Below are 23,584 nucleotides of genomic sequence, written 5' to 3'. Positions count from 1 at the left end.
AAGGTACACATCATGCAAACAGTATTGACGAAAATCGCGCTGGCCGCTTCCCTTGCCGTGGCGCTCTCCGCCTGCGGCACCGTGGGCCAGGATTTCACTGCGCCGGCGAATGTGGCCGGCGTCGATAACGGCGTTTTCCGCCACGGCGCGGCCGCAGCGGATGCCGCGCAGCTGCCGAAGCAGTGGTGGAGCATCTACGGCGACGCGACTCTGGACCGCCTGGAGCACAGCGCGCTGCAGGACAATCCCGGCGTGAAAGCGGCCGGCGAGCGATTGCTGCAGGCGCTGGCGCAAAGCGGCACGGCGCGCGCCAACCAGGGCCCGAGCGTGAACGTCAGCACGGGCATCTCGAACTCGCGCACCTCGGCCAACACTTCGCAGGGCCTGGCCCTGGGCAACCGTTCCATCAGCGGCAACAATTTTTCCGTGGGCGGTTCGCTGTCGTATGAAGTCGACTTGCTGGGGCGTGTAAAACGCATGGTCGAAGCGGCTGACTCGCAGGCACTGGCGGCGCAGGCCGACCGCGACGGCGTGCTGCTGATGCTGTCGGCGCAAGTGGCCAGTAATTACTGGCAGCTGCGCGGGCTGGATGCGGAAATGGCGATTTTGAATGGCGCGTTGGAGACGCGCCGCGAATCGGCGCAGCTGGTCGAGGCGCGCTTCAACGCTGGCCTGACGAATGAGCTGGACCTGGCGCGCGCGAAAGTCGAACTGTCGAACGCGCAGGCCGACCTGCATGAAGTCAAGCGCCAGCGCAACCAGCTGGAAAACAGCCTGGCCACACTGACGGGCAAGCCGCCGTCGGCGCTGCAACTGCCGGTGGCCGCCGAACCTTCCAGCTTGCCGCTGCCGCCCGCCATCCCTGTCGGCTTGCCGGCCAGCCTGCTGGCGCACCGCCCGGACCTCGTTTCCAGCGTGGAGGGCCTGCGCGCGGCGAACGCGCAAGTGGGCGTGGCCGAAGGCGCGTTTTATCCGTCGCTGCAATTGACGGGCAATTTCGGCTACGCGTCCGAAAAGCTGCGCGACCTGGCGCAGGGCGGCTCGCGCCAGTTCAGTGTTGGTCCGCTGGCCCTGTCCCTGCCGATCTTCGACGGTGGCCGCAACCAGGCCAACCTGGATTTGAGCAAGGCGCGCTATGCGGAAGCCGTTGCGAACCATGAAACCAAACTGCTGACGGCCTTGCGCGAAGTGGAAGATGCCTTGTCCGACGTGGAGCAGCGCCAGTTGCAGGGTGACGCCCAGGCCCTGTCGCAGGCAGCGGCGGCGCGCGCCTACCTGGTGGCGCGCACGCGCTACGAGCGCGGTATTTCGACCTACCTCGACGTCACCGATGCGCAGCGCAGTTCGCTGGCAGCGGACCGCGCCGCCGCGCAGATCAAGACCCAGCGCTTGCTGGCGACCGTTGCCGTGGCCCGTTCGCTCGGTGCCGGCTGGCAGCCGGACGGCGAGCTGGCCAAGCTGGCGTCCGCGCCAGCTGTGAAGGTGAACTAAGCACAATGGTTACGTGAGCGTGGCCGGCGGCGGTGTCGCCGCTGGCCCGTAGCGTTCCAGCAGAAAATCGATGAAGGTCGTCAGCTTGGGCGTGGGATGGCGGTCGCGCGGATACAGCACATGCATCAGGCGCGGCGCTGGCACGTAATCTTGCAGCAGCGGTACCAGGCGGCCCGCCGCGATATCGTCTGCCAGTAAAATTTCCGCCTGCATGACGATGCCGAAGCCGTGCAGGGCCGCCATGCGCAGCGCCTGGCCATTGTTCGAGCGGAAGCGGCTTTCGGCCGCCGCGCCATCGTGGCGCGCTGCCTTGCCGCTCAGGCGCCAGCGCATGTGGCGTGACCATTGCATGAAATCCACGCACTCGTGCCGCGCCAGGTCGTCTGGGGTGCGCGGCGTGCCGTGCCTGGCCAGATAGTCGGGTGAGGCGCAGATCACCATCGCGTAGTGCCGCAAGGGCCGCGCCACCATGCCGGAATCCTCTAGTGCGCCGATGCGGATGGCTGCATCGAACCCTTCTTCCACCAGGTCCACCATCCTGTCGTTCAGATTCAATTCCAGGCTCACGTCCGGGTAGGCTGTCAGGTATTCGGCCATTAGCGGCGCGATGCGTTCGCTGCCGAAGGACACGGGCGCCGTGATTTTCAGCTTGCCGCGCGGCGCCGTGCGCATGGCTTCCGCGCCCCGTTCGGCCGCGTGGATGCTGGCCAGGATCTGGCGGCACTGCTCCACATATTGCTGGCCGATTTCCGTCAGGCTTTGCCGGCGCGTGGTGCGCGCCAGCAAGCGCGTGCCCAGCCGTTCTTCCAGCTGTTTGATGTGCTTGCCCACCATCACGGGCGAGATGCGGAAGGTGTCGGCGGCCGCCGTAAAACTGCCCTGGTCGACGACGCACACAAAGATTTCCATGCTGCGCAATTTATCCATACGCCTTGATTGCAAATTGTGGGTTGGTAATCTTGTAAATTTTAGTGTATTTATTCCTTTTTGGAAGCGGCGCATACTGGCTCCATCATTCAACCCCAGACAAGGAAGCAGCATGAAAATCGTCATCATCGGCGCCAGCGGCACCATCGGCACGGCCGTCGCCGCCCAACTGGCGCAACGCCATGAAATCATCGAAGTGGGCAGCCGCAGCGGCACGCACCAGGCTGACATGGGTGACATCGCGCAAGTGCGCGCGCTGTTCAAGCGCATCGGCAAGGTCGACGCTGTCGTCGTCACGGCCGGCAAGCTGCATTTCGGTCCCCTGGCCGAATTTACTCCCGAGCAATTCCAGCTGGGTCTGGACAGCAAGCTGATGGGCCAGGTCAACGTGGCGCTGGTGGCGCAGGAATACCTGAACGACGGCGGCTCGATCACGCTCACCAGCGGCATCGTGGCCGAGCAGCCGATCCGCTTCGGCGCGGCCGCCAGCATGACGAATGCGGCCGTGGAAGGCTTCGTGCGGGGCGCCGCCATCGAACTGGCGCGCGGCGTGCGCATCAATGTCGTCAGTCCCACGGTCCTGGCCGAATCGCTGGACGCGTATGGCCCGTTCTTCTATGGCTTCGAGCCGGCCGCTGCCAGCCGCGTGGCCCTTGCCTACAGCCGCAGCGTGGAAGGGGCGCAGACGGGGCAGGTGTACCGGGTCTGGTAAGCGGCTTGCCATGCCATGGGGGCAGGTGGGACAATCGCAGGCTGAGCAAGAAAGCGGTAGCGCGCCATCCGCGCCAGCCGCTTCTGAGAAAAATCTTACCGAGACCCCCATGAAAAAACTCCTGCTTCCCCTGCTGATGGCCGCCGCCGTCGGCAGCACCTGCGCCGCAACGCCAGTCGCCGCACCAGCAACCCCGGCCACCGCGCAACAACTGACCGCCATGAGCGCGCGCTACGCGCCCGTCGCGCTGAGCGCCGATGTCACGCATCTGTCCGCGGGCGACCGCCAGGCCATCGCCAAGCTGGTCGAAGCGGCCAAGCTGGTCGACGTGCTGCAGCTGCGCCAGCGCTGGTCCGGCAATGAAGCCCTGTGGGCGGCCTTGAAGAAGGACAAATCAAAGCTGGGCCAGGCCCGTTTGAATTATTTCTGGATCAACAAGGGCCCATGGTCGGTGCTCGACGCGCACGCCTCCTTCATGCCGGCCAGCTATGCGGGCATCGCCATTCCCGCGCACAAGCCGGAAGCGGGCAATTTCTATCCGCAGGGCGCCACCAAGGCCAGCCTGGAAGCGTGGATGAATGGCTTGTCGCCGGACGGCAAGCAGCAGGCGCAATGGTTCTTCACGACGATTCGCGCGGGCAAGGATGGCAAATACCAGACGGTCAAATATTCGGACGAATACAAGGTGGAGCTGAAGCAATTGGCCAAGCTGCTCGACGAGGCGGCGGCCGTCACGGACAATGCTTCCCTGAAGAAATTTTTGACCCTGCGCGCCAAGGCTTTCCTCGACAACGACTATTTACCATCCGACTTCGCCTGGATGGACCTCGACTCGCCCGTCGACATCACCATCGGCCCGTATGAAACGTATAACGACGAGCTGTTCGGCTACAAGGCTGCGTTCGAAGCGTACGTGAACATCCGCGACCAGGCGGAAACGCAAAAGTTGAACTTCTTCGCCAAACACATGCAGGAGCTGGAAGACAACCTGCCGCTCGACGCCCAGTACCGCAACCCGAAAGTGGGCGCGCTGGCGCCCATGGTGGTGGTCAACCAGGTGTATGGCGCCGGCGACGGCAACATGGCCGTGCAGACGGCCGCCTACAACTTGCCCAATGATGAGCGCATCATCAGCGCGCGCGGCTCGAAGCGCGTGATGCTGAAAAACGTGCAGGAAGCCAAGTTTAAGGCCACCCTGACGCCCATCTCGAAACTGGTGCTCACGCCCGAAGCGCAGCAGGACGTCGATTTCAATTCTTTCTTCACGCACATCCTCGCGCATGAAATCATGCACGGCCTGGGCCCGCATGCCACCGTCGTCGATGGCAAGCCATCCACACCGCGCCAGGATTTGAAGGAAGCATACTCGACCATCGAAGAAGCCAAGGCCGATATCACGGGCCTGTTTGCGCTGCGCTACATGATGGACAAGGGGCAACTCAACGATACCCTGGGCCAGGGCGAGGCGGCCGAGCGCAAGCTGTACAACACTTTCCTCGCCTCCGGTTTCCGTACTCTGCATTTCGGCTTGACCGATTCGCACGCACGCGGCATGGCCATCCAGATGAATTACATCCTCGACAAGGGCGGCTTTGTTTCCCTGGGCGATGGCAAGTTCGGCGTCGATTTTGGCAAGATCAAGCAAGCCGTGATCGACCTGGACCGTGAATTTCTGACCATCGAGGCGACGGGCGATTATGCGCGCGCGAAAGACCTGATGACCAAGTACGTGGTGATCCGTCCTGAAGTGCAGGTCGCGCTCGACAAGATGAAGGCCGTGCCGAACGATATTCGCCCGGAATTCGTCACGGCCCGCGCGCTGGACAAAGCAATGACTGCGAAGAAATAAACCCGACCTTGACTATTGTCAGTGTGAAAAGCCGGTGCACTGCACCGGTTTTTTTTCGTCTTTATTTATGAAAAGTTGCCAGTTTTTCCTTGTGGAAATATTTTCACCGCTTACTCTGCAGTAGTTGCTTCTCTTCCGTCCCATCGATCCCATGCCACATCCGCTCTTGCTGATGAGCTTGCTCATCGTTTTTTCCCCTGTGCCCGCCGTGGCTGCCGCCCAGCTCACCGAGCTGGAAAGCCGCTGGCTGCAGGCGGGCCAGCCCGTCATCGCGTTTGCGCGCGCGCAAGGTTTGCCCATCGATATCATCGTGCAGCCCCAGGATGCGCCCGGTGCCGTGCCGCTGGCGCTGGGCTACGCAGCGGGGCGCTGCAAGCTGGTGCTATCGCTGCGCGGCAATGCGCAGGCGGACAGTGTCTTGCAAGATGTACTGCCCGCGCGCCAAGGCCTGATGATGGAAGCGATGATGGCGCATGAAATCGGCCATTGCCAGCGCTATGCACAAGGTGACTGGCACGTCTTGCCACGCGGCTTTATCGAGCCGCTCGGCACGCAGCGGGGCAAGCTGACACCGCTGGCGCAGGAGTTGCGCGAGACGCGCCGCGAAGAGGCCTATGCGGACTTGGTGGCCCTGGCCTGGATGCATGGACGCCACCCTGGCCAATACCCTGATGTGCTGGCCTGGATGCGCGGCGTGCGCGCGGTGGGTAGCGGCGCGGGCGGCGGTGTAGGAAGTTCCCACGCCACGCAGGCTTGGCTGGCGCTGGCGGATGGCGAAGGCGCATTTGCTGGGGCCGCTTCACCATTTGAACAGGCGCAAGTATTGTGGCGGAAGGGCTTGAGCGGCGACAAATAAACGATGATTTTTATGTGAATGGCCTGTCAGCGTGTGCTGTCGCACGGAGCTTTGCGCGCGGCAGGGGTCTAATCTGGGCATCAACTAACCAGAGAGGAACCATCATGAACAAAATGATCGCACTCATGCTGGCCGCCAGTGCCAGCGCCCTGCTTGCCGCCACGCCCGCGTATGCGCAGGATGCCTCGTACAAGAGCTTGACAGACAAGGCAACGGCCGACTACAAACAGGCCAAGGCCGCTTGCGACGCCCACAGCGGCAACGCGAAAAAAGTCTGCGTGGAAGAAGCCAAGGTGGCGCGCACCAAGGCCGAATCGGACGCCGTGGCGCAATACCGCAACACCCCGCGCGAACTGGGCAAGGCCCGCAAGGACGTCGCCAATGCCGAGTATGACCTGGCCAAGGCCAAGTGCGGCGACCGCACGGGCGCCGAAAAGACCGCGTGCATGAACGATGCCAAGGCGGCGAAAACGGCCGCGCTGGCCGACGCCAAGACGGGCGCCAGGGCCGGCACCAACGTGGCGCAGAATCCCCCCGCCACGATGAAGGAAAACTGCGACGCCATGGATGCGGCGGCCAAGGCTGCCTGCATGACGCGCAATGCGGCCGGCAGCACCAAGATGGCAGTGGAAGACTCCGTCATCACCACCAAGATCAAGGCAGGCCTCGTCAAGGACAATGACTTGAAAGCGCTCGATGTGCACGTGGAAACGGTGAATGGCGTCGTCATGCTCAGCGGATTCGTGCCTTCCCAAGAGCAAGTGAAAAAAGCCGCCGACCTGGCCCGTGGCGTGGAAGGCGTGACGGATGTGAAGAATGGCTTGAAGGTGAAGTAGGCCAGGTGGCGCCTGCCGTTGTGATACCTTGCTTGCATGAAAAAAGCCAGGTCCGCGCCTGCGGAGCCTGGCTTTTTCATTTTTTTAAGAACGCCTCAGAACACGTTCAGGGCAAGGCGCATTGCCGAAGGCAGTACGAATAGTACGACTAGGCAATGCAAAGCCGCCATGGACTGTTCTGTGGTGTTCTCATTTTAAATACTTTGCCAGCCAGCCCTCTACTTCGCTATAGAAGAAGCGGCTGTTCTCGCCCTTCAAGATCCAGTGGTTTTCGTCCGGGAACACGAGCAATTTCGCTGGCACGTTCAGGCGTTGTTGCACGGCAAAGTTCATCAAGGCATTGTTGGCCGGCACGCGGTAATCGAGTTCGCCCACGGTGATCAGGATGGGCGTCGTGAAGCCCGTGCCTTTTTCATGGTTGCCCGCTTGCATGACCGGGCTTTGGTCGCGCCACACGGGCAGGTTCGACCAAACGGGGCCGCCCGCATTGGTTTCACGGCCGAAACCGCCATCGCTGGTGCCCCACTGCATGATCAAGTCCATTTCGCCCGCATGCGAGACGATGGCCTTGTAGCGCGTGGTGGTCGCTTGCAGCCAGTTGGCCAGGTGGCCGCCATAGCTGGCGCCGCCGGCTGCCAGTTTCGTGCCGTCGATGAAAGGGTATTTCTTGATGGCTTCATCGACGCCCTGGTTGACTTCGTCGCCCGGACCCTTCAATGGGTCGAATTGAATCGAGCGCGAGAATTGCTCGCCATAGCCGGTGGAACCCTTGTAGTCGGTCAGCAGCACGACATAACCGGGCTTGGCCAGCAAATGATAGTTCCAGCGCAGCACGAACTGGTCGCGCCACATGCTGGCCGCGCCGCCGTGGATGACGGTAAACAGCGGGTATTTCTTGTTCGGGTCAAAGTTGGCCGGCTTGATGAGCATATTGTGGATCTGGCGGCCGTCAGCCGTGGTGAACCAGAAGTGCTCGGGCGCTTGCCAGTCGATCTTGCTGGCTTTCTCCGTGTTGAAGGCTGTCAGGCGTTTCGGCTGCTTGCCGTTGAAGGCATAGATTTCCGGCGGGTTGATGGACGACTCCCACACGCCGACCAAAGCCTTGCCGCCGCTGCTCAGCGAATTGATGCTGCCCGTTGGCAAGGATGGCTCTTCACGCACGTCGCCGCCCCTGGCATCGATCGAGTACAGTTTTTCCAGGCCCGCATGTTCATAGCTGAAGAGGACGCGCTTGCCGCCTTCGGGCAACACGAAGCGCGAAATCGAACGGTCCAGCTTGGCTGTCAATATCGTTGGCGCAGGATTGCTCATTGGCCAGGCGAAACTGGCCAGGCGCTTCACGTCATACACCTTGCCAGGCGTTTGCGCGTCGCTGAGGGCGAACAGGGTCTTGCCGTCGGCCGCAAATTTCAGGGAAGCGTAGCTATGTTTGTCCTGCGTCAAACGCTGCGCTTCGCCGCCCGCCACGGGCAGCAGATACAGTTGCGAGACCACGGCTTCGCGCTGGGCCGCGTCGCGGTTGGTGGCGGCGTTGAAGACGATGGCCTTGCCATCGGGCGTCCAGACGGCGTCCAGCGATTGCCCTTCGTCGCCCTGGCCGCCGCCAAAGCCCGGCAGGGCGACCAGTTGCGTGCCCGACAGGATGTCGCGCGCTGTGTTTTCATCTCGGGCAGCGGCGTCGGCATCGACGATGAACAAGCGCACTTGCTTGTCGGTCAGCCATTTGTCGAAATAGCGGGGTGCCGTCGTTTCATACGAGCGGGCGCTGACTTTGCGTTCCTTGCGCTCTTTGGCGCTTTGCTTGACATCGCTTTCCGTCTTGTTGCCCGGATAAATGTCGCTGACGAACAGTAATTGCTTGCCGTCCGGACTCCATTTCGGCATGCGCGCGCCCAGGGTGAGCGAGGTCAGGCGCTGCGCTTCGCCACCAGCGGCCACGTCGAGGCGGTAAATCTGGCCCGCTTCATCGCCGTTGCGCTTGGCGACAAACACCAGCTGGCGGCTGTCCGGCGACCAGGCCACGGCGCCTTCGCCACCCTTGGAATAGGTCAGGCGGCGCGCGGCGCTGTCATCAAGCAGCGACTTGATCCACAGGTCCGACCATTGATCCTTGCTGTCGTAGGCGCTGTCGACGACGGTAAACACGGCCCACTTTCCATCCGGGCTGGCGACGGGCGCGCCCACCCGTTTCATCAGCCATACGTCTTCATGCGTGATGGCGTGTTTGGCTTGCGTTTGCGTGGCGGCAACTGGTATAGCCGCCGTAGTATCGGCGGCGTGGATGGTCGTTGCCAGCGAGGCGCAGGCCGCTGCGATCAGCAGGGAGCCGAGGGAACGGCGAAGACGGGGTGAGGTCATGGGCGTGGTCCGGGAAGTGAAAAAAGTACAGCGGGCAACATTATTGCCCATCGTTTCCTGCACTGCCAAGGCTGAGTACCGTTACTTACCAAGCGGGACGGGTGTGTAACGGGCGGGTGCAGCCTGGCTGATCAGTTAAACTTGCCGCTTTACTCACGCTGGCGCTGCTTGAACATGAAAATTTGTCTACCCTTATTGAAAACGCTATTGCTGGGTGCGGGCGCGCTGCTGGCCGCCCCGGGCTTTGCCGCTGCGCCCGCTCCCTACCCGAATACCAGCGCCATGGGCGTGGGCCACGCGGAAAGCACGGCCTGGTATGCGACTTGCCTGAAGGTCAAGGATGCGGCGCCGCCGCCGGCCGACCTGCCGGCACCGTCCGCCGTGGCATCCTTGCAGCAATGCCAGGCGAGCGACCTGTATTACGATACCAAGAGTATGTCCGCGCCCAAGCCGGCCGACTGGCGTCCCGCGCGACATTGCGCCATGGCCACGCAAAACAGCGCCGTGCTGATGATGCTGTACCAGAATGGACAGGGCGTACAGAAAGATCCGTTGCTGGCGCTCAAGTATGCGTGCAGCATCGATGCGGCGCCGGCCGAGATGCAGGGACGCATAGAACATTTGCAGCAGATGAATGCCAGCGGACGCGGCATGATGGACTGGTGCGACGACATCACCAGTGGCTACATGATGGGCGTGTGCAGCGCCATCGATGCGCGCCAGAAACAAAGAGTGCGCATGCAGGCGACAGGCAAAGTCAGTGCAAGCATGCCGGCCGTGGCGCAAGCGTCGCTGCAAAAGCTGCAGGCGGCGGCCAGCAAGTTTGCCGATGCGCGCGCGGCCAACGAAACGGATTTGAGCGGCACGGCGCGCGCCGCCCTGAGCATCGCCACCCGCACGGCCGAGCTTGATTTGCTGGCGCAGGATGTGCGCGAGTACGAAGCGGGCAAGCTGCCGGCCAGCATGTCCAAAGGGCAGGTGGCGGCGCTCGACAAGGAGCTCAACGCCATCTACGGCAAGCTCATGAAAAAGCCGGCCGAGACGTACGCGGGCGCCGTGGGCAAGGATGGCATCCGCGCCACCCAGCGCCTGTGGCTGGCGTACCGCGATGCCTGGATGAACTTTGGCGCCGTGCGCTATCCCGCCGTCACCAGCGACACCTGGGCCGGCCGGCTGACGGCGCGGCGTAATGCGCAACTGCAAGATTTGCTGGAGAATTAAGCCATGCGCGAAGCGTATTACCACGAAGACGATTTTTGCATGATCGAACTGTTGCCGCTCGATAACTTGCAGCACTGTTTGACGCAGATGGGCGAGCAGCAGGCGTTCGCCGATGCACACCGCAGCGGCGCGGGCTGGACGCAGATGTACGTGCCCGAGGCGCCGCCGTCGCAGATGCGCGCACTGGGCCTCACGGCCGATCAGTTGCGCCTGGCGCTGGCGGACGCCATGCCGCCCTACGATGCCGTCTACACGGGCTACAGCACTTACCGCGTGGAATGCAAGAACGTGCTGGCCTTTGGCGGCGAGAAAACGGAAACCTTGTTTGCCGGCCTGGGTGACGACGGCATCGTGGTGGATTTGTGGTGCAGCGACGCCATGCCGCAATTGCTGCTGCTGCCCTTGAAAGAGCAGTTGCTGCTGGCCGACTGGGGCGCCGGGTTTGCGTGCCCGCTGGCCGATGGAGACTTGTTCGCGCGCTATCTGCAGGAGTATGAACTGGACTGATCGAACTGAACTGATTACTCGCAGGCGATGGCATTCGGTTGCGCCACCTTGATGACCGACGCCAGGCGCGCCATGTCGTTGCCGTCGCCTTGCTCCACGTACGCTTGATAGGTGTCGATGACGATGCGCGCACGCGCTTGCCAGCCGCAATTGTCGGCCTGGCGCGCGGGCACGCGCAGCAGCCGGCGCGCCTCGCCATCGTTGCTGAAACAAAACCACGCATCGTGCGTCGCGGCAGGACTGGGCAAACGGCCCCACTGCGCCTTGTCGGGCGCGAAGCAGACGCGGTTGCCGATGATCTGCAGGCTCATCTCGTCCGTACGCGCGCTGTACTGGCCGTCGAGTACGATGGGTGGCTGTACTTGTGCTTGTACCTGCGCGGACAGGCAGGCGGCGGCCAGGAGGAGGGTGGCGGCAAGTTTCATGCATTTCTTTCAGGGCTGGCAAGACGAAGCGCCAGTATAACCGCGAGGGCTGGAAACGAAAAAAGCCCATCCGTGAGGATGGGCTTTTTAGTACTGCGCATTCGTGGTAGGCCGTGCGGGATTCGAACCTGCGACCAACGGATTAAAAGTCCGCTGCTCTACCAGCTGAGCTAACGACCCGAAAGAGGCCGCATTATATATCAGTTGAAAAAGAATGCAAAGCATTCCTGCGAGAAAGTGCTGGCCAGCTAATGCAGGGCTGCCGTGATCTTCAGCACTTCGTCGATGCTGGTCGTGCCGTCGATGATTTTGCGCGCGCCGGCGATACGCAGCGGCGTCATGCCGTCGAGGATGCTCTGGCGGCGCAGCATGTGCAGGTCGGCGCCCGCCTTGACCAGCTGGCCGAACGTTTCCGTCACGCTCAGCAGTTCATAAATGCCGGCACGTCCCAGGTAGCCGCTGTGCCGGCACTGGGCGCAGCCGACAGGGCGGTACGTGGCCTGTGGCCGTTCCAGCTGGCCGCCCGTCAGGCGCTGCCATGCAGCCGCGCCTGTGGCGGCGTCCAGCTGCTTGCAGCCCGGGCACAGGCAGCGAAGCAGGCGCTGCGCCAGCACGCCGATCAGGCACGCTTCCAGCAGATAGGCGGGCAAGCCCAGTTCCAGCAGGCGCATGACGGCCGAGGGCGCGTCGTTGGTGTGCAGGGTCGACAGTACCAGATGGCCCGTCAACGCCGCCTGGATGGCCATCTCGGCCGTGGCCAGGTCGCGGATTTCTCCCACCATGATGATGTCGGGATCTTGCCGCATCAGCGCCCGCACGCCATCGGCAAACGACAGTTCGATGCCGGCCTGGGTTTGCACCTGCATCTGGTTGAAGGCCGGTTCGACCATTTCAATGGGGTCTTCCACCGTGCATACATTGACTTCGCTGCCGGCCAGCGCCTTCAAGGTGCTGTACAGGGTGCTGGTCTTGCCCGAACCGGTGGGGCCCGTGACCAGTACGATGCCGTGCGTGCGCGTTGTCAGCTGCCGCCAGCGTTCGGCGTCCGCGGGCGGAAAGCCCAGATCAAACAGGCTCTTGATGGCGATTTCCGGGTCGAAGATGCGCATGACGAGCTTTTCGCCGAAGGCCGTGGGCAAGGTTGACAGGCGCAGCTCGATTTCCTGCCCCTGCGCATTGCGCGTCTTGATGCGGCCATCCTGGGGGCGGCGCTTTTCCACCACGTCCATGCGCCCAAGCAACTTGATGCGCGCCGTCATGGCCAGCAGCACCACGGGCGGCAATTGATAGGCCTGGTGCAGGCGGCCATCGATGCGCAGGCGCACGAGGCCCGCGTCGCGCTTCGGTTCCAAATGGATGTCGGACGCGCGCTGGGCAAACGCGTATTGCCACAGCCAGTCGACGATGCGCACCACGTGCTGGTCGTTGGCATCGAGGCTGGTCTTGTTGCGCCCCAGTTCCACCAGCTGTTCGAAATTGTGGCGCAGCGCCAGGTCTTGCGTGGACGCTTGCCGGGCCACTTTGACGGAACTGGCCAGGCTGAAAAATTGCGCGATGGCGTCGGCGATGTGCAGCGGATTGGCAATGACCAGGCTCAGCTTGCGTGGCGCCAGGTTCCCCAGCTGCGCCTGCCAAGCCAGCGCGTAGGGCTGGGCGGTGGCGATGACGATGCGCTCCAGTGTGCTTTCCACCGGCAGGATGTTGAAGCGGGCCGCATAGCCGGCCGTCATGACGTCGGCGACCTGGCTGAAATCGATGTGCAAGGGATCGATGCGCATGTACGGCAGGCTTGCGCGTTGCGCCAGCCACGCGCACAGGCTGTCGAGCGTCAGCGCACCGTGGGCGATGTTGCACAGCGGATGCAAGGGTGGCGCCGGCAGCAGGGCGGCCTGGACGACGATGGCGGCAGCTTGCGCCGCGTCGAGCAAGCCGTCTTCCTGCAGCCAGGCCAGCAGTTGCGGCAGTTGCAGCGGCGTGTCGGGAGAGGGAGGAGGGGAAGCGGGCATGGCCGGTGCCTTTCAGGGCTGCCGGCCTTGCGTGGGTGTGCCGGCGCTTACAGGGTGCTGACGATGCCCTTGACCCAGGTCTTGGCGGGCAGCTTGGTCTCGGTGACGATCTGCTTGGCGCGCTCGAGCAGGGTGGCTTGCGCCTCGGCACCGAGTGCCACTTTCGTCTTGAAAGCGATCGCCACCACGTTCCCATCATGGACTTCCGGCAGGCAGATCACCTGTGCAAACGCAAACTTCATCGCCTTGATGTTCTTCGCGTAGCTGGGATGGTCGCCAAACAGGTTGACCGTCATGATGCCGTGCGGCGCCAGGCAGGCGCAGCAGGCGGAATAAAAATCCGCGCTGTCGAGCACGGGACCGCGCGCCGTGGCGTCGTACAGGTCCACCTGCAGGGCGTCCAGGGTGCCATGGTTGGCCTCGTCGTTGACGTAGTCGAGCGCATCCATCTCGCGCACGTGCAGGCGCTCGTCGTTGAGCGGCAGCTTGAACATCGAGGCGCAGATGGTGATGACGGAGGGATTGAGTTCGATGGCTTCCACTTGTGCCTGCGGGAACTGGCGGTAGCAGAACTTGGTCAGCGCGGCCGTGCCCAGACCCAGTTGGGCCAGGCGCTGCGGTTGCTCGATCCACAGCATCCACGCCATCATCTGCTGCGCGTATTCGAGCTCCGGCCAGTCCGGCTTGCGGATGCGCATGGCGCCCTGCACCCATTCCGTGCCGAAATGCAGATAGCGCACGCCATCCATTTCGGACAGGGTGACAGGGGCGTAGCGGGGCTTGCGCGCGGGGCGCGAGGATTCGACTTGTTCGATGGATTTTCGTTTGATAAGCATAAGGCGGCCTGAAAGTGTGCCGCATTATAGCCCGTGCCGTGGCGCCATAAAAAATGCCGGCCCCATGAGAACGACATGGGGCCGGCATTTTAATACTGAGTAACAACGCCTGACAGAAGCGTCGCGAGCGGAAGGCAGAGGTGGCCGAGAAGCGCAACCGTGCTTGAGCACGGTGAGCATCGCAGGCCGCCTATGCCGACGCGCAGCAGCTTATGTCAAGCGTTACTGCTGTGCGGGCTCGATGGAGACGCGCAGACGGACGCGCTCGCCTGGATCGTAGGACATGATGCTCGTGTAATTGCGCCCGCGGTAATCGTAGGTGACCTGGTAGCCGTTGTTGCGCGATTCCCAGTGGTCGACCTGGCGGCATTGCTTGACGGCTTGTTCCTGCATGCCACCCTGGTAGTTGTTCTGATTGTCGACACGGTCGCCGACGACGGCGCCGGCAATTGCGCCAGCAGCGGCGGCGGCCGTGCGGCCATTGCCGCCACCGACCTGGCTACCGAGCAGGGCGCCGGCGATACCGCCGACGATGGAGCCGCCAGCGCTGCGCTGTTGCGGCGGCGCCTGCACTTGCACGTATTCCGTGCGGCATTCCTGGCGTGGACGATTGATCTGTTCCACTTGCGGCACGACGCGCACGACCTTGCCGAAATCTTCAAAGTCGGCGGCCTGAGCGAGTGGCAATGCGCCGATACAGAGGGCTGACATCATCAATTTGGCTTGCAAGTTCATTTGTAACCTCATTATGTAGAGAATCTTTCAGGGTATTTTTTACAACTTGGGACTATAGTAATCCCGCCAGACCGGGACAAGTGTTTCGCATGGCAACAAAATGTAACAGCCCAAGCCCCTTGCCCCACAGTCTGTAACATGCACTTTCAATCGATACAAGATGTTGAAGTGACTTGAAACCAGCGGTTTGTAACAAATCTTGCGTTTGACATCATATTCGGGTTGATTCATGCAGGACAACACGTTACCCTAATACGCGTATGGCTTATATAAAATCGCACTGAATCGCATAAAAGTGGATACAGATCGAATCACCGCGCGCGCATTGACCCGCGTGCGGGGATGCAATAAGAAGAGCAGCTAAAACAAATCCATACATAACAGGTCGATTTGAGGGAAAAATGAGTTTGTTACTAACCGTGCCGCCCAACCTTGTCCAGTCCATCCGTGCCTTTCGCGTGACCGAGTTACAAGACGAGGCGATCCGTCTCGGGCAGCACTTTTTATATGCGCATTGCAACGCTGGACAGACCAAACAACAAGTCATCGGCATTATTGCAGAAGCATTCCTGTTTCCGAAAAACCTGGCGAAGAATTTCGATGCCTTGCGCCTGTGCCTGACGGATACCATGCACAAGGCCGGCACGCAAACAGGCTTCCTGGTGGTGCTCGAACAATTGCCAAATACGCAAAAATTCGACAAGGAAGCGCGCGAGATCCTGCTCGACGTATTCCGCGACGCGGCTGACTACTGGGCCGAGAAGAAAGTGCCGTTCCGCGTCTTCTATTCGTTCGAGTAAATACTTACTCTTGCCGCGGCGCCGTCAAACCGGCCTCCCATGCAGATGGCAATCAGCATCGCCGGGCGGCTGCGGCGCTTTGGCGTCTATGTTGCGCCGCAACAATAATACCGGCCTTTCTAGATTCGCATCGCCATAGCGGGTACAATGCGCGCTATGAAAAATATCGTTATCCTCATTTCCGGACGCGGCAGCAACATGGAAGCGGTCGTACGCGCGGCGCAAGCCGAGCAATGGCCAGCCCGTATTGCCGCCGTCATCAGTAACCGGGCCGACGCCCAGGGATTGATTTTTGCCGCGGAACATGGGATAGCGACGGCAGTCGTTGCCAACAAGGATTATGCCAGCCGCGAGCAGTTTGATGCGGCGCTGCAAGCCGTGATCGACGGCTTCGCCCCCGACCTGGTCGTGCTGGCCGGTTTCATGCGCATCCTGACGCCGCCCTTCGTCGAGCATTACGCGGGGCGCATGCTCAATATCCACCCGTCCCTGCTGCCGCTGTTCCCGGGCATGGCGACGCACCGCCAGGCGCTCGAGGCTGGTGTGACCGAACACGGCGCGACCGTGCATTTCGTGACTGCCGAGCTCGATCATGGCCCGGCCGTGGTGAGCGCCGTGGTGCCGGTCTTGCCAGGCGACACAGAAGACAGCTTATCGGCGCGCGTGCTGGTACAGGAACATCTGCTTTACCCGCGCGCCATCCGCCTGTTCATTGACGATAAACTGTCAGTCGAGCATGGCCAAGTCCGCGTGGACCCTCAATAAAATATTACAGGAAGAATAACAATGAGATTGCCACCAGCGATACTTGCCAATGCTGAAGAAGTATTGCGCGAAATTTTACGTTTCACGGCCCCGGCCGACACCACCCTGTCGCGCTATTTCCGCGACCATCCGCGCCTCGGTTCGCGCGAACGCGGCGCCATCGCCGAAGGCATTTATGCCGTGCTGCGCAACAAATCGTTCTTTACTGATTTCGCCGAAGCGGGCAGTGGCCCGACCATGCGCCGCCTGACCATCCTCGGCCTGGCCGAAGCGGTCGGCGCCGACTCCCTGGGCGGCTTGACGGAAGAAGAAGTCGAATGGCTGGAACGCATCACGCAGATCGACCGCAGCCTGATGCCGGCGAACATGCGCGCCAACATGCCGACCTGGTTGTTCGACAAGCTGATCGCCCAGTTCGGCGAAGCGGAAACCGTGAAGCTGGCCGATGCGTTGAACGCGCCGGCGCCGCTGGACTTGCGCGTCAACTCGCTCAAGGCCACGCGTGAGGACGTGATGCTGGCCCTGGCCGAAGCACCGATCCTCAGTACCCCGACGCCCTATGCGCCGCTGGGTTTGCGCGTGATCAAGAAGCCTTCGCTGCAAAACATGCCTTTGTTCCAGAGTGGCGCCATCGAAGTGCAAGATGAAGGCAGCCAGATCCTGTCGCAGATCGTCGGCGCCAAGCGCGGCGAGATGGTGGTCGATTTCTGTGCCGGCGCGGGCGGCAAGACGCTCGCATTGGGCGCGCTGATGCGCAACACGGGCCGTTTGTATGCGTTTGACGTGTCGGAAAAGCGGCTGGCCAAGCTGAAGCCGCGCATGGCCCGCAGCGGCCTGTCGAACGTGCACCCGGTGCAGATCGCGCATGAGCGCGATGCCAAGATCAAGCGCCTGGCCGGCAAGATCGACCGCGTGCTGGTCGATGCCCCGTGCAGCGGCCTGGGCACCCTGCGCCGCAATCCCGACGTGAAATGGCGCCAGCAGCCGAACTCCATCGTCGAACTGCAAGCCAAGCAGGCAGCCATCCTGGCCGGCGCGGCGCGCCTGGTCAAGGGCGGCGGCCGTCTGGTGTACGCCACCTGCAGCTTCCTGAACGAAGAAAACGATTTTATCGCCGAGCAATTCCTGGCGGCGCATCCGGACTTCACCCTGGTGCCGATGAACAAGGTGCTGGCCGAACAGAAGATCGAGCTGGAAATGGGCGATTACCTGAAATTGTTGCCGCACCTGCACCATACCGACGGCTTCTTTGCCGCCGTCTTCGAGCGCAAGATCATGCCGAAAAAAGTTTACGCCGATGAGAAACCGGCCGACGACGTTGACGCTGAACAAGCCGAATAAGCCTGTCACGGGCCGCCGCTGCACCCTGCAGTGGCGGCTATCAATGCCGCCAGCCCGCCTGGCGGCATGGGCACACCGCCCAGCCGTCCCACCCTCCAGCCCCCATCTGCCATGAACGAAACCCCGCTGCTCAACCTGATCACTGATTTTGTCAATGATTTCCGTCAACCGGCCATCCTGTGGCAGGCGCTGGTCATCGTCGCCTGCCTGGCCCTGAGCTGGTTGCTGGTACGGCAGTTGCGCGTGTTCCTGCATCAGCGCGCGGAAGCGGCCGCCACGCCGGCCACGCCGGAAACCTTGCAGCGTACGGATAGTTTCATCCGCATCCTGACGCCTGTGCTGGCAGCCATGCTGCTGGGCATTGCGCAGCATTTCCTGGCCAAGTTCCAGTCGGTGAATCTGCTCAGTATCGCCATCCCCCTGTGTACGTCGATGGCGTTGGTGCGCTTCGGTTTTTATGTGCTGCGCCGCATTTTTGCCCGCCATGGTGACATCAGCCCCACCATGTTGCTGCTGGAAAAGATATTTACCGTCGTGGTGTGGGCCGGCATGGCCTTGTACATCACGGGCCTGTGGCCGGAATTGCATACCTTCCTGGAAGGCATCGTCGTGCCGCTGGGACGCAACAAGGTCTCCGTGGCTGCCATCTTGCAAGCCGCTATTTCGGTGGCCGTGCTGCTGGTGCTGGCCATGTGGGCCGGTACCTCGCTCGACGAGCGTCTGATGAAAATGCAGGGTCTGCACACCTCCTTGCGCGTGGTGCTGTCGCGCATGGGGCGCGCCGTGCTGATCCTCGTTTCCGTGCTGGTCAGCCTGTCGCTGGTGGGCATCGACCTGACGGTGCTGTCCGTATTTGGCGGCGCCTTCGGCGTGGCGCTGGGCTTTGGCTTGCAAAAGATCGCCGCGAACTTTGTCTCCGGCTTCATCATCCTGCTCGACCGTAGCCTGACCATCGGCGACATGATCACCGTCGGCCAGTTCACGGGTAAAGTCACGCAAATCAATACGCGCTATACTGTGTTATTGGGTGGCGATGGCGTTGAATCCATCGTGCCGAATGAAATGCTGATTTCCGGCGGCGTGCAGAATATGTCGCTGAGCAACCGCATGGTCTGGCTGTCGACGGCCGTGTCGGTGGGTTATGAAACGGATATCGATGTCATCTTCCCCTTGCTGGAAGCGGCGACGGCCAAGGTGCCGCGTGTGTCGCAAAGCAATCCGCCATCGGCTACCCTCGTGCGTTTCGGCGCCGACGGCCTCGACGTGCAGATCGGCTTCTGGATCGCGGACCCGGAAAACGGCACCGGCGGCGTGAAGTCGAATGTAAACCGCGCCATCTGGCGCACCTTGCAGGAACATAAGGTCACTGTACCGTTTCCGCAACGTGAATTGCGTATTGTTGGTACGCCTCCTGCCCCGCTCGCGGGCGCGGCAGAGGGTGAGTCCGCGCCATCCGGCACCCAGCCTTAACCTCGCTGCCTGCCTCCGATTTTGCCTGATAGCACCCATTAGGGCGTACAATTACGCCTAAAATTAACTCTGCCGGACCTCCAGAATCACTGGAGCGACCGTGCGCATGCCTGTCCACTTGGAGTAGTAGTAATGACATTGAGTTCCGTTTTATATGACGTTTTGCAGTTCATGGCAACTGGCATTACCGATCTGTCTGCATGGCAAGTTTTCCTGTACACCATGGTGGTCACGCACATCACGATCGCCAGCGTCACGATTTACCTGCACCGCCACCAGGCCCACCGGGCGTTGGAATTGCACGCGATTCCCAGCCATTTCTTCCGTTTCTGGCTGTGGCTGACGACGGGCCAGGTCACCAAGGAATGGGCTGCCATTCACCGCAAGCACCACGCCAAGTGCGATACGGAAGAAGATCCGCACAGCCCCGTGACGCGCGGCATCAAGAAAGTGTTCTGGGAAGGCGCCGAGCTGTATCGCGCTGAATCGAAGAACATGGAAACCATGGCCAAGTATGGCCACGGCACGCCGACGGACTGGATCGAGCGCAACCTGTACACCAAGTACAGCTGGCTGGGCGTGGTGTCGCTGTTCGTCATCAATTTTGTGTTGTTCGGCGTGATCGGCATTTCCGTGTGGGCCGTGCAAATGATGTGGATCCCCATCACGGCGGCCGGCATCATCAACGGCATCGGCCACTACTGGGGTTACCGCAACTATGACTGCGCCGACGCGGCCACCAACATCATTCCCTTCGGCATCCTGATCGGCGGCGAAGAGTTGCATAACAACCATCATACGTATGCGACGTCGGCCAAGCTGTCGTCGAAATGGTATGAAATCGATATCGGCTGGGCGTATATCCGCGCGCTGGAAATGCTGGGCCTGGCCAAGGTGAAAAAGCTGGCGCCGGAACCGAAGTTCTCGCACGGCAAGCTGGAAGCGGACTTCGAGACCTTGCAGTCGGTCATCGCCAACCGCTACGACGTGATGGCCAAGTATGCGAAATCGATCAAGCATGCCTGGAAGGAAGAGCTGGAACACCTGAAGCACAAGGCCGAACTGGAAAAGCGTTTCCTCAAATCGTCGCGCAAGCTGATGCAGCGCGAGCCGGGCAAGCTGGCCGATGCGCATCACGAGCAGCTGTCGGAATTGTTCCAGCACAGCAAGGCGCTGGAAACCATGCACCACATGCGTGTGGAACTGGGCGCCATCTGGGAGCGTTCGCACTTTACGCGCGAGCAGTTGCTGCAGAAGCTGCAAGACTGGTGCACGCGCGCCGAAGCGTCGGGCATCAAGTCGCTGCAGGATTTTTCCTTGCGCCTGCGCAGTTATGCATAAGTAAGCTGCTGCTGTATATCAAGGCCCTGGTTTCCAGGGCCTTTTTTTCGTCCAGGGAAAGTGGGAGGGAGCCGGCTGAAAATCAGGACGAAAAAAAACCGCTCATCGGAGCGGCTCTTTTTACAGAACACAATATCAATTACTTGATTTTGGTTTCTTTGTACGTTACGTGCTTGCGTGCTTTAGGATCAAATTTCATGATCTCCATTTTCGCAGGCGTCGTACGCTTGTTTTTGGTAGTCGTGTAGAAGTGACCCGTACCGGCGGTCGATTCTAACTTGATTTTGTCGCGGCCTGATTTTGCCATGATAGCTCCCTTATTCTGCTAATTAGACTTTTTCGCCACGAGCGCGCATATCGACCAATACGGCGTCGATGCCGACTTTATCGATGACGCGCAGACCGGCGTTGGACAAACGCAGGGAGACCCAGCGGTTTTCAGATTCAACAAAAATACGACGATTCTGCAAGTTAGGCAAAAAACGACGTTTGGTTTTGTTGTTTGCATGGGAAACATTGTTGCCGACCATCGGCTTCTTCCCAGTGACTTGGCAAACACGTGCCATGGCGCACTCCTTAAAGATATTCCAAATTGGAAAAACGAGAGTATATCTAAAATAAGCAGATTTATCAATGACTTGCGAAAAACAATTGTGTCATGTTTTTGTGAATTAATTTAACAATTTGATGTTTCCCTCTTTTTCATAGGGAAAACGCTGGTAAACGGCTTTGTTTGCTGCTAGATAAGCATCGCGGTACTGTCACGTATGTCCTTGTTTACACATAGTTAACTGACAATTGACCGCTGCAAAGCCGCGTCTGCGCTAGATCTGGCCGTGTTCCGCAAACGAATGCACTTGTCGCCCGGCCACGACGAAATGATCGAGGATGCGCACATCGACCAGCGACAAGGCCTGCACCAGCGCGCGTGTCAGTAATAAATCCGAGTCGCTCGGTTCCGGCGTGCCGGACGGGTGGTTGTGGGCCAGCATGACGCTGGCCGCGTTGTGCAGCAACGCTTGTTTCACCACTTCGCGTGGGTACACGCTGGTATGGGTGAGGGTGCCGCGAAACATTTCCCGGCTCGTGATCAGGCGGTTCTTGACGTCCAAAAACAACACGTGAAATGCTTCATGCGCCAGGTTGCCCAGGGTCAGGCGCAAATAGTCTTTGACGGCGTGCGGCGAATTGAGAGCCTGGCCCGCCTGCAAGTCCTCGATGATGGCGCGCCGCGCCAGTTCCATGACTGCTTGTAGCTGGGCAAACTTGGCGCTGCCCATGCCATGCACGGCGGAAAAACTCACCAGGCTGGCGCCGAACAGGCCGCGCAAGGAACCGAAGTGCTCGACCGTGTCGCGCGCCAGTTCCACCGCGCTCTTGCCGCGCACGCCCGTGCGCAGGAAGACGGCCAGCAATTCCGCGTCCGACAGCGATTGCGCTCCATCCTCGATCAAACGTTCGCGCGGCCGTTCGCGGGCCGGCCAGTCCTTGATGCCCATGCTGTTCTCCTGTTTGTCACCGGCGCGTGCCCCAGCATGCTCTTCTTTGACGAAGCCATGGGGCAGGCGCGGCCAGTGTGGCTTACAATATCGTTTTGCACCAGTTACCTGAAAACTACTATGTCCAACGAGCAACCAGCAGTCGTCACCGAAGCGGCTTACCTCACCCTGCATTATCGTCTTGCTACTGTTGACGGTACTGATATTGTCACTACCTTTAGCGGAAATCCCGCGACCTTGATGCTGGGACAGGGCCAGCTGGCGCCATTCCTCGAGCAGCGTTTGCTGGGCTTGCCTGAAGGCACGCACCAGACGTTCGAGCTGGCCGCCGGCGAAGGCTTTGGCGAGCGCAATCCCGAGCTGGTGCAGTCGGTGTCGCGCGCTACGCTGGACGAGAACTCGGTGCCGGGCGCCGACTACAAGATTGGCGACCTGGTCGACTTTGCCGCGCCGGGCGGCGGCCGCTTTGCCGGCGTGTTGCGTGAAATGCGCGAGGACTCGGCCCTGTTCGACTTCAATCATCCGCTGGCCGGCCAGCCGCTGCGCTTTGAAGTCAAGCTTATTTCGGTGCTGTGAAGGAATAGCGATGGATAAAGAACTGTTACTGGCCCAGCCCCGCGGTTTCTGCGCTGGCGTCGACCGGGCGATTGAAATCGTCGAGCGCGCCCTGCAACAATTTGGTGCGCCGATCTATGTGCGCCATGAAATCGTCCACAACGCCTATGTGGTGGCCGACTTGCGCAACAAGGGTGCCATCTTCATCGACGACCTCGATGACGTGCCTGCTGGCAATACGCTCGTGTTTTCAGCGCATGGCGTGTCGAAAGCCGTGCGTGCCGAGGCGGAATCGCGCGGCCTGAGCATTTTTGATGCGACTTGCCCGCTGGTCACCAAGGTACATATGGAAGTGGGCAAGATGCGCCGCGAAGGCCGCGAGATCATCATGATTGGCCACGATGGCCATCCCGAGGTGGAAGGCACGATGGGGCAGGCCGATATGGGCATGCATCTGGTGGAAACGCTCGACGATGTGGCGGCATTGCAGGTTGCCAATCCGGAAAGCCTGGCCTATGTTTCGCAAACAACGTTGTCAGTTGACGACACTCGCGACATTATCGAGGCCTTGAAGCTGAAATATCCGAACATCGCCGAACCGAAAAAAGGCGACATCTGCTACGCCACCACCAACCGCCAGGAAGCCGTGAAATTCATGGCGCCGCAAGTGGAAGTGGTGATCGTCGTGGGCAGCCCGAACAGCTCGAATTCGAACCGCTTGCGTGAAGTGGCCGAGAAGATGGGCACGCCAGCCTACATGGTCGACAATGCCTCGCAGATTGACCCCGCCTGGCTGGAAGGCAAGCTGCGCGTGGGCGTGACGGCTGGCGCCTCGGCGCCCGAGGTGCTGGTGCAAGCCGTCATCGACCGCTTGAAAGAGTGCGGCGTGAAGAGCGTGCGCCCGCTCGATGGCGTGCAGGAAGCCGTCACGTTCCCGATGCCGAAAGGCCTCGATGGCCTCAAGCGCGACGTCGCCTGAGTCTGTTGGGGGATTGAGTATGGATGAAATAGTTGCCTTATAGCCGAATTTAATTCGGAAATGATCGATTTATTC

General features: G+C 61.0%; 23 protein-coding genes and 1 tRNA gene. 14 read left to right on the top strand and 10 right to left on the bottom strand.

Annotated features, from left to right (window positions below; all coding sequences use genetic code 11):
- Positions 1–12 precede the first annotated feature (12 nt).
- Positions 13–1,491, top strand: coding sequence for an efflux transporter outer membrane subunit (locus ACQ4WL_RS04600; RefSeq protein ID WP_436508395.1), 1,479 nt, complete (start codon positions 13–15; stop codon positions 1,489–1,491).
- Positions 1,492–1,500: 9 nt separating this feature from the next.
- Here ACQ4WL_RS04600 and ACQ4WL_RS04595 read toward each other — a convergent pair whose 3' ends face one another.
- Positions 1,501–2,418: a LysR family transcriptional regulator gene (locus ACQ4WL_RS04595; protein WP_436508394.1), complete on the bottom strand. Its 918-nt coding sequence runs from the start codon at positions 2,416–2,418 to the stop codon at positions 1,501–1,503.
- Between the two features lie 112 nt (positions 2,419–2,530).
- Here ACQ4WL_RS04595 and ACQ4WL_RS04590 point away from each other — a divergent pair, with 112 nt between their 5' ends.
- From ACQ4WL_RS04590 to ACQ4WL_RS04575, 4 genes are all read left to right on the top strand, one after another.
- Positions 2,531–3,130, top strand: a complete 600-nt coding sequence (locus ACQ4WL_RS04590) for a short chain dehydrogenase (protein WP_436508393.1) — start codon at positions 2,531–2,533, stop codon at positions 3,128–3,130.
- Positions 3,131–3,239: 109 nt separating this feature from the next.
- Positions 3,240–4,979, top strand: coding sequence for a dipeptidyl-peptidase 3 family protein (locus tag ACQ4WL_RS04585; protein ID WP_436508392.1), 1,740 nt, complete (start codon positions 3,240–3,242; stop codon positions 4,977–4,979).
- 151 nt (positions 4,980–5,130) lie between these two features.
- Positions 5,131–5,835 (top strand): hypothetical protein, encoded by a 705-nt coding sequence (locus ACQ4WL_RS04580; protein WP_436508391.1) that lies wholly within the window; start codon positions 5,131–5,133, stop codon positions 5,833–5,835.
- A gap of 104 nt (positions 5,836–5,939) precedes the next feature.
- Positions 5,940–6,671 carry a BON domain-containing protein gene (locus ACQ4WL_RS04575; protein ID WP_436508390.1) on the top strand — a complete coding sequence of 244 codons (732 nt, stop codon included), beginning with the start codon at positions 5,940–5,942 and terminating at the stop codon, positions 6,669–6,671.
- Positions 6,672–6,860: 189 nt separating this feature from the next.
- Here ACQ4WL_RS04575 and ACQ4WL_RS04570 read toward each other — a convergent pair whose 3' ends face one another.
- Positions 6,861–9,029, bottom strand: coding sequence for a prolyl oligopeptidase family serine peptidase (locus tag ACQ4WL_RS04570; RefSeq protein ID WP_436508389.1), 2,169 nt, complete (start codon positions 9,027–9,029; stop codon positions 6,861–6,863).
- Between the two features lie 174 nt (positions 9,030–9,203).
- Between ACQ4WL_RS04570 and ACQ4WL_RS04565 the strand changes: the two genes are divergently transcribed.
- Both ACQ4WL_RS04565 and ACQ4WL_RS04560 read left to right on the top strand, forming a co-directional pair.
- On the top strand, positions 9,204–10,250 hold the full coding sequence (locus ACQ4WL_RS04565) for a lysozyme inhibitor LprI family protein (RefSeq protein ID WP_436508388.1): 1,047 nt from the start codon (positions 9,204–9,206) through the stop codon (positions 10,248–10,250).
- A 3-nt stretch (positions 10,251–10,253) separates the two neighbouring features.
- Positions 10,254–10,757 carry a hypothetical protein gene (locus ACQ4WL_RS04560; protein ID WP_436508387.1) on the top strand — a complete coding sequence of 168 codons (504 nt, stop codon included), beginning with the start codon at positions 10,254–10,256 and terminating at the stop codon, positions 10,755–10,757.
- 14 nt (positions 10,758–10,771) lie between these two features.
- On the opposite strand, the gene ACQ4WL_RS04555 is transcribed toward ACQ4WL_RS04560, so the two are convergent.
- The 5 genes from ACQ4WL_RS04555 to ACQ4WL_RS04535 all read right to left on the bottom strand — a co-directional run bounded on the left by ACQ4WL_RS04555 (position 10,772) and on the right by ACQ4WL_RS04535 (position 14,759).
- On the bottom strand, positions 10,772–11,182 hold the full coding sequence (locus tag ACQ4WL_RS04555; RefSeq protein ID WP_436508386.1) for a hypothetical protein: 411 nt from the start codon (positions 11,180–11,182) through the stop codon (positions 10,772–10,774).
- A gap of 104 nt (positions 11,183–11,286) precedes the next feature.
- Positions 11,287–11,362, bottom strand: a tRNA-Lys gene (locus ACQ4WL_RS04550).
- Between the two features lie 68 nt (positions 11,363–11,430).
- Entirely contained in the window at positions 11,431–13,188 is a 1,758-nt protein-coding gene (locus ACQ4WL_RS04545) for a GspE/PulE family protein (RefSeq protein ID WP_436508385.1), read from the bottom strand.
- A 47-nt stretch (positions 13,189–13,235) separates the two neighbouring features.
- The gene (locus ACQ4WL_RS04540) at positions 13,236–14,024 is read right to left on the bottom strand and encodes a spermine/spermidine synthase domain-containing protein (protein WP_436508384.1); all 789 of its coding nucleotides are present in this window, start codon (positions 14,022–14,024) and stop codon (positions 13,236–13,238) included.
- A 222-nt stretch (positions 14,025–14,246) separates the two neighbouring features.
- Positions 14,247–14,759 (bottom strand): glycine zipper 2TM domain-containing protein, encoded by a 513-nt coding sequence (locus tag ACQ4WL_RS04535; protein WP_230539766.1) that lies wholly within the window; start codon positions 14,757–14,759, stop codon positions 14,247–14,249.
- Between the two features lie 401 nt (positions 14,760–15,160).
- Between ACQ4WL_RS04535 and ACQ4WL_RS04530 the strand changes: the two genes are divergently transcribed.
- The 5 genes from ACQ4WL_RS04530 (at position 15,161) to ACQ4WL_RS04510 (ending at position 20,476) form a co-directional block, all read left to right on the top strand.
- Positions 15,161–15,559, top strand: coding sequence for a barstar family protein (locus ACQ4WL_RS04530; RefSeq protein ID WP_071075771.1), 399 nt, complete (start codon positions 15,161–15,163; stop codon positions 15,557–15,559).
- Between the two features lie 156 nt (positions 15,560–15,715).
- The gene (purN, locus tag ACQ4WL_RS04525) at positions 15,716–16,324 is read left to right on the top strand and encodes a phosphoribosylglycinamide formyltransferase (protein ID WP_436508382.1); all 609 of its coding nucleotides are present in this window, start codon (positions 15,716–15,718) and stop codon (positions 16,322–16,324) included.
- A gap of 21 nt (positions 16,325–16,345) precedes the next feature.
- The gene (locus ACQ4WL_RS04520; protein WP_436508381.1) at positions 16,346–17,665 is read left to right on the top strand and encodes an RsmB/NOP family class I SAM-dependent RNA methyltransferase; all 1,320 of its coding nucleotides are present in this window, start codon (positions 16,346–16,348) and stop codon (positions 17,663–17,665) included.
- A gap of 111 nt (positions 17,666–17,776) precedes the next feature.
- The gene (locus tag ACQ4WL_RS04515; RefSeq protein WP_436508380.1) at positions 17,777–19,135 is read left to right on the top strand and encodes a mechanosensitive ion channel family protein; all 1,359 of its coding nucleotides are present in this window, start codon (positions 17,777–17,779) and stop codon (positions 19,133–19,135) included.
- A gap of 132 nt (positions 19,136–19,267) precedes the next feature.
- Complete coding sequence (locus tag ACQ4WL_RS04510; protein ID WP_436508379.1) at positions 19,268–20,476, top strand: DesA family fatty acid desaturase; 1,209 nt, start codon at positions 19,268–19,270, stop codon at positions 20,474–20,476.
- A gap of 139 nt (positions 20,477–20,615) precedes the next feature.
- Here ACQ4WL_RS04510 and rpmG read toward each other — a convergent pair whose 3' ends face one another.
- The 3 genes from rpmG to radC all read right to left on the bottom strand — a co-directional run bounded on the left by rpmG (position 20,616) and on the right by radC (position 21,975).
- The gene (gene rpmG / locus ACQ4WL_RS04505; protein ID WP_010400929.1) at positions 20,616–20,783 is read right to left on the bottom strand and encodes a 50S ribosomal protein L33; all 168 of its coding nucleotides are present in this window, start codon (positions 20,781–20,783) and stop codon (positions 20,616–20,618) included.
- A gap of 22 nt (positions 20,784–20,805) precedes the next feature.
- Entirely contained in the window at positions 20,806–21,042 is a 237-nt protein-coding gene (rpmB, locus tag ACQ4WL_RS04500; protein ID WP_010400928.1) for a 50S ribosomal protein L28, read from the bottom strand.
- A gap of 258 nt (positions 21,043–21,300) precedes the next feature.
- Entirely contained in the window at positions 21,301–21,975 is a 675-nt protein-coding gene (radC, locus tag ACQ4WL_RS04495; RefSeq protein WP_436508378.1) for a RadC family protein, read from the bottom strand.
- A gap of 120 nt (positions 21,976–22,095) precedes the next feature.
- Between radC and ACQ4WL_RS04490 the strand changes: the two genes are divergently transcribed.
- Together ACQ4WL_RS04490 and ispH are read left to right on the top strand one after the other, a co-directional pair.
- On the top strand, positions 22,096–22,551 hold the full coding sequence (locus tag ACQ4WL_RS04490; RefSeq protein ID WP_070224501.1) for an FKBP-type peptidyl-prolyl cis-trans isomerase: 456 nt from the start codon (positions 22,096–22,098) through the stop codon (positions 22,549–22,551).
- A gap of 10 nt (positions 22,552–22,561) precedes the next feature.
- Positions 22,562–23,509: a 4-hydroxy-3-methylbut-2-enyl diphosphate reductase gene (gene ispH, locus ACQ4WL_RS04485; RefSeq protein ID WP_096237572.1), complete on the top strand. Its 948-nt coding sequence runs from the start codon at positions 22,562–22,564 to the stop codon at positions 23,507–23,509.
- Positions 23,510–23,584 lie beyond the last annotated feature (75 nt).

It is taken from the genome of Janthinobacterium kochi (assembly GCF_051380715.1).
GTDB lineage: Bacteria > Pseudomonadota > Gammaproteobacteria > Burkholderiales > Burkholderiaceae_D > Janthinobacterium.
The sequence above is the reverse complement of the archived record's forward strand: the minus strand, read 5'-3'. Positions and strand labels throughout refer to the sequence as shown.

Excerpts from the sequence above, each read along its gene's own strand:
- ACQ4WL_RS04560 (WP_436508387.1), top strand. The coding sequence starts at position 10,254 with ATGCGCGAAGCGTATTACCACGAAGACGATTTTTGCATGATCGAACTG.
- rpmB (WP_010400928.1), bottom strand. The coding sequence starts at position 21,042 with ATGGCACGTGTTTGCCAAGTCACTGGGAAGAAGCCGATGGTCGGCAAC.
- rpmG (WP_010400929.1), bottom strand. The coding sequence starts at position 20,783 with ATGGCAAAATCAGGCCGCGACAAAATCAAGTTAGAATCGACCGCCGGT.
- ACQ4WL_RS04595 (WP_436508394.1), bottom strand. The coding sequence starts at position 2,418 with ATGGATAAATTGCGCAGCATGGAAATCTTTGTGTGCGTCGTCGACCAG.
- ACQ4WL_RS04590 (WP_436508393.1), top strand. The coding sequence starts at position 2,531 with ATGAAAATCGTCATCATCGGCGCCAGCGGCACCATCGGCACGGCCGTC.
- purN (WP_436508382.1), top strand. The coding sequence starts at position 15,716 with ATGAAAAATATCGTTATCCTCATTTCCGGACGCGGCAGCAACATGGAA.
- ACQ4WL_RS04575 (WP_436508390.1), top strand. The coding sequence starts at position 5,940 with ATGAACAAAATGATCGCACTCATGCTGGCCGCCAGTGCCAGCGCCCTG.
- ACQ4WL_RS04580 (WP_436508391.1), top strand. The coding sequence starts at position 5,131 with ATGCCACATCCGCTCTTGCTGATGAGCTTGCTCATCGTTTTTTCCCCT.
- ACQ4WL_RS04490 (WP_070224501.1), top strand. The coding sequence starts at position 22,096 with ATGTCCAACGAGCAACCAGCAGTCGTCACCGAAGCGGCTTACCTCACC.
- ACQ4WL_RS04510 (WP_436508379.1), top strand. The coding sequence starts at position 19,268 with ATGACATTGAGTTCCGTTTTATATGACGTTTTGCAGTTCATGGCAACT.
- ACQ4WL_RS04515 (WP_436508380.1), top strand. The coding sequence starts at position 17,777 with ATGAACGAAACCCCGCTGCTCAACCTGATCACTGATTTTGTCAATGAT.
- ACQ4WL_RS04520 (WP_436508381.1), top strand. The coding sequence starts at position 16,346 with ATGAGATTGCCACCAGCGATACTTGCCAATGCTGAAGAAGTATTGCGC.
- ACQ4WL_RS04555 (WP_436508386.1), bottom strand. The coding sequence starts at position 11,182 with ATGAAACTTGCCGCCACCCTCCTCCTGGCCGCCGCCTGCCTGTCCGCG.
- ACQ4WL_RS04540 (WP_436508384.1), bottom strand. The coding sequence starts at position 14,024 with ATGCTTATCAAACGAAAATCCATCGAACAAGTCGAATCCTCGCGCCCC.
- ACQ4WL_RS04535 (WP_230539766.1), bottom strand. The coding sequence starts at position 14,759 with ATGAACTTGCAAGCCAAATTGATGATGTCAGCCCTCTGTATCGGCGCA.
- ACQ4WL_RS04600 (WP_436508395.1), top strand. The coding sequence starts at position 13 with ATGCAAACAGTATTGACGAAAATCGCGCTGGCCGCTTCCCTTGCCGTG.
- ACQ4WL_RS04585 (WP_436508392.1), top strand. The coding sequence starts at position 3,240 with ATGAAAAAACTCCTGCTTCCCCTGCTGATGGCCGCCGCCGTCGGCAGC.
- ACQ4WL_RS04570 (WP_436508389.1), bottom strand. The coding sequence starts at position 9,029 with ATGACCTCACCCCGTCTTCGCCGTTCCCTCGGCTCCCTGCTGATCGCA.
- ispH (WP_096237572.1), top strand. The coding sequence starts at position 22,562 with ATGGATAAAGAACTGTTACTGGCCCAGCCCCGCGGTTTCTGCGCTGGC.
- ACQ4WL_RS04530 (WP_071075771.1), top strand. The coding sequence starts at position 15,161 with ATGAGTTTGTTACTAACCGTGCCGCCCAACCTTGTCCAGTCCATCCGT.
- radC (WP_436508378.1), bottom strand. The coding sequence starts at position 21,975 with ATGGGCATCAAGGACTGGCCGGCCCGCGAACGGCCGCGCGAACGTTTG.
- ACQ4WL_RS04565 (WP_436508388.1), top strand. The coding sequence starts at position 9,204 with ATGAAAATTTGTCTACCCTTATTGAAAACGCTATTGCTGGGTGCGGGC.
- ACQ4WL_RS04545 (WP_436508385.1), bottom strand. The coding sequence starts at position 13,188 with ATGCCCGCTTCCCCTCCTCCCTCTCCCGACACGCCGCTGCAACTGCCG.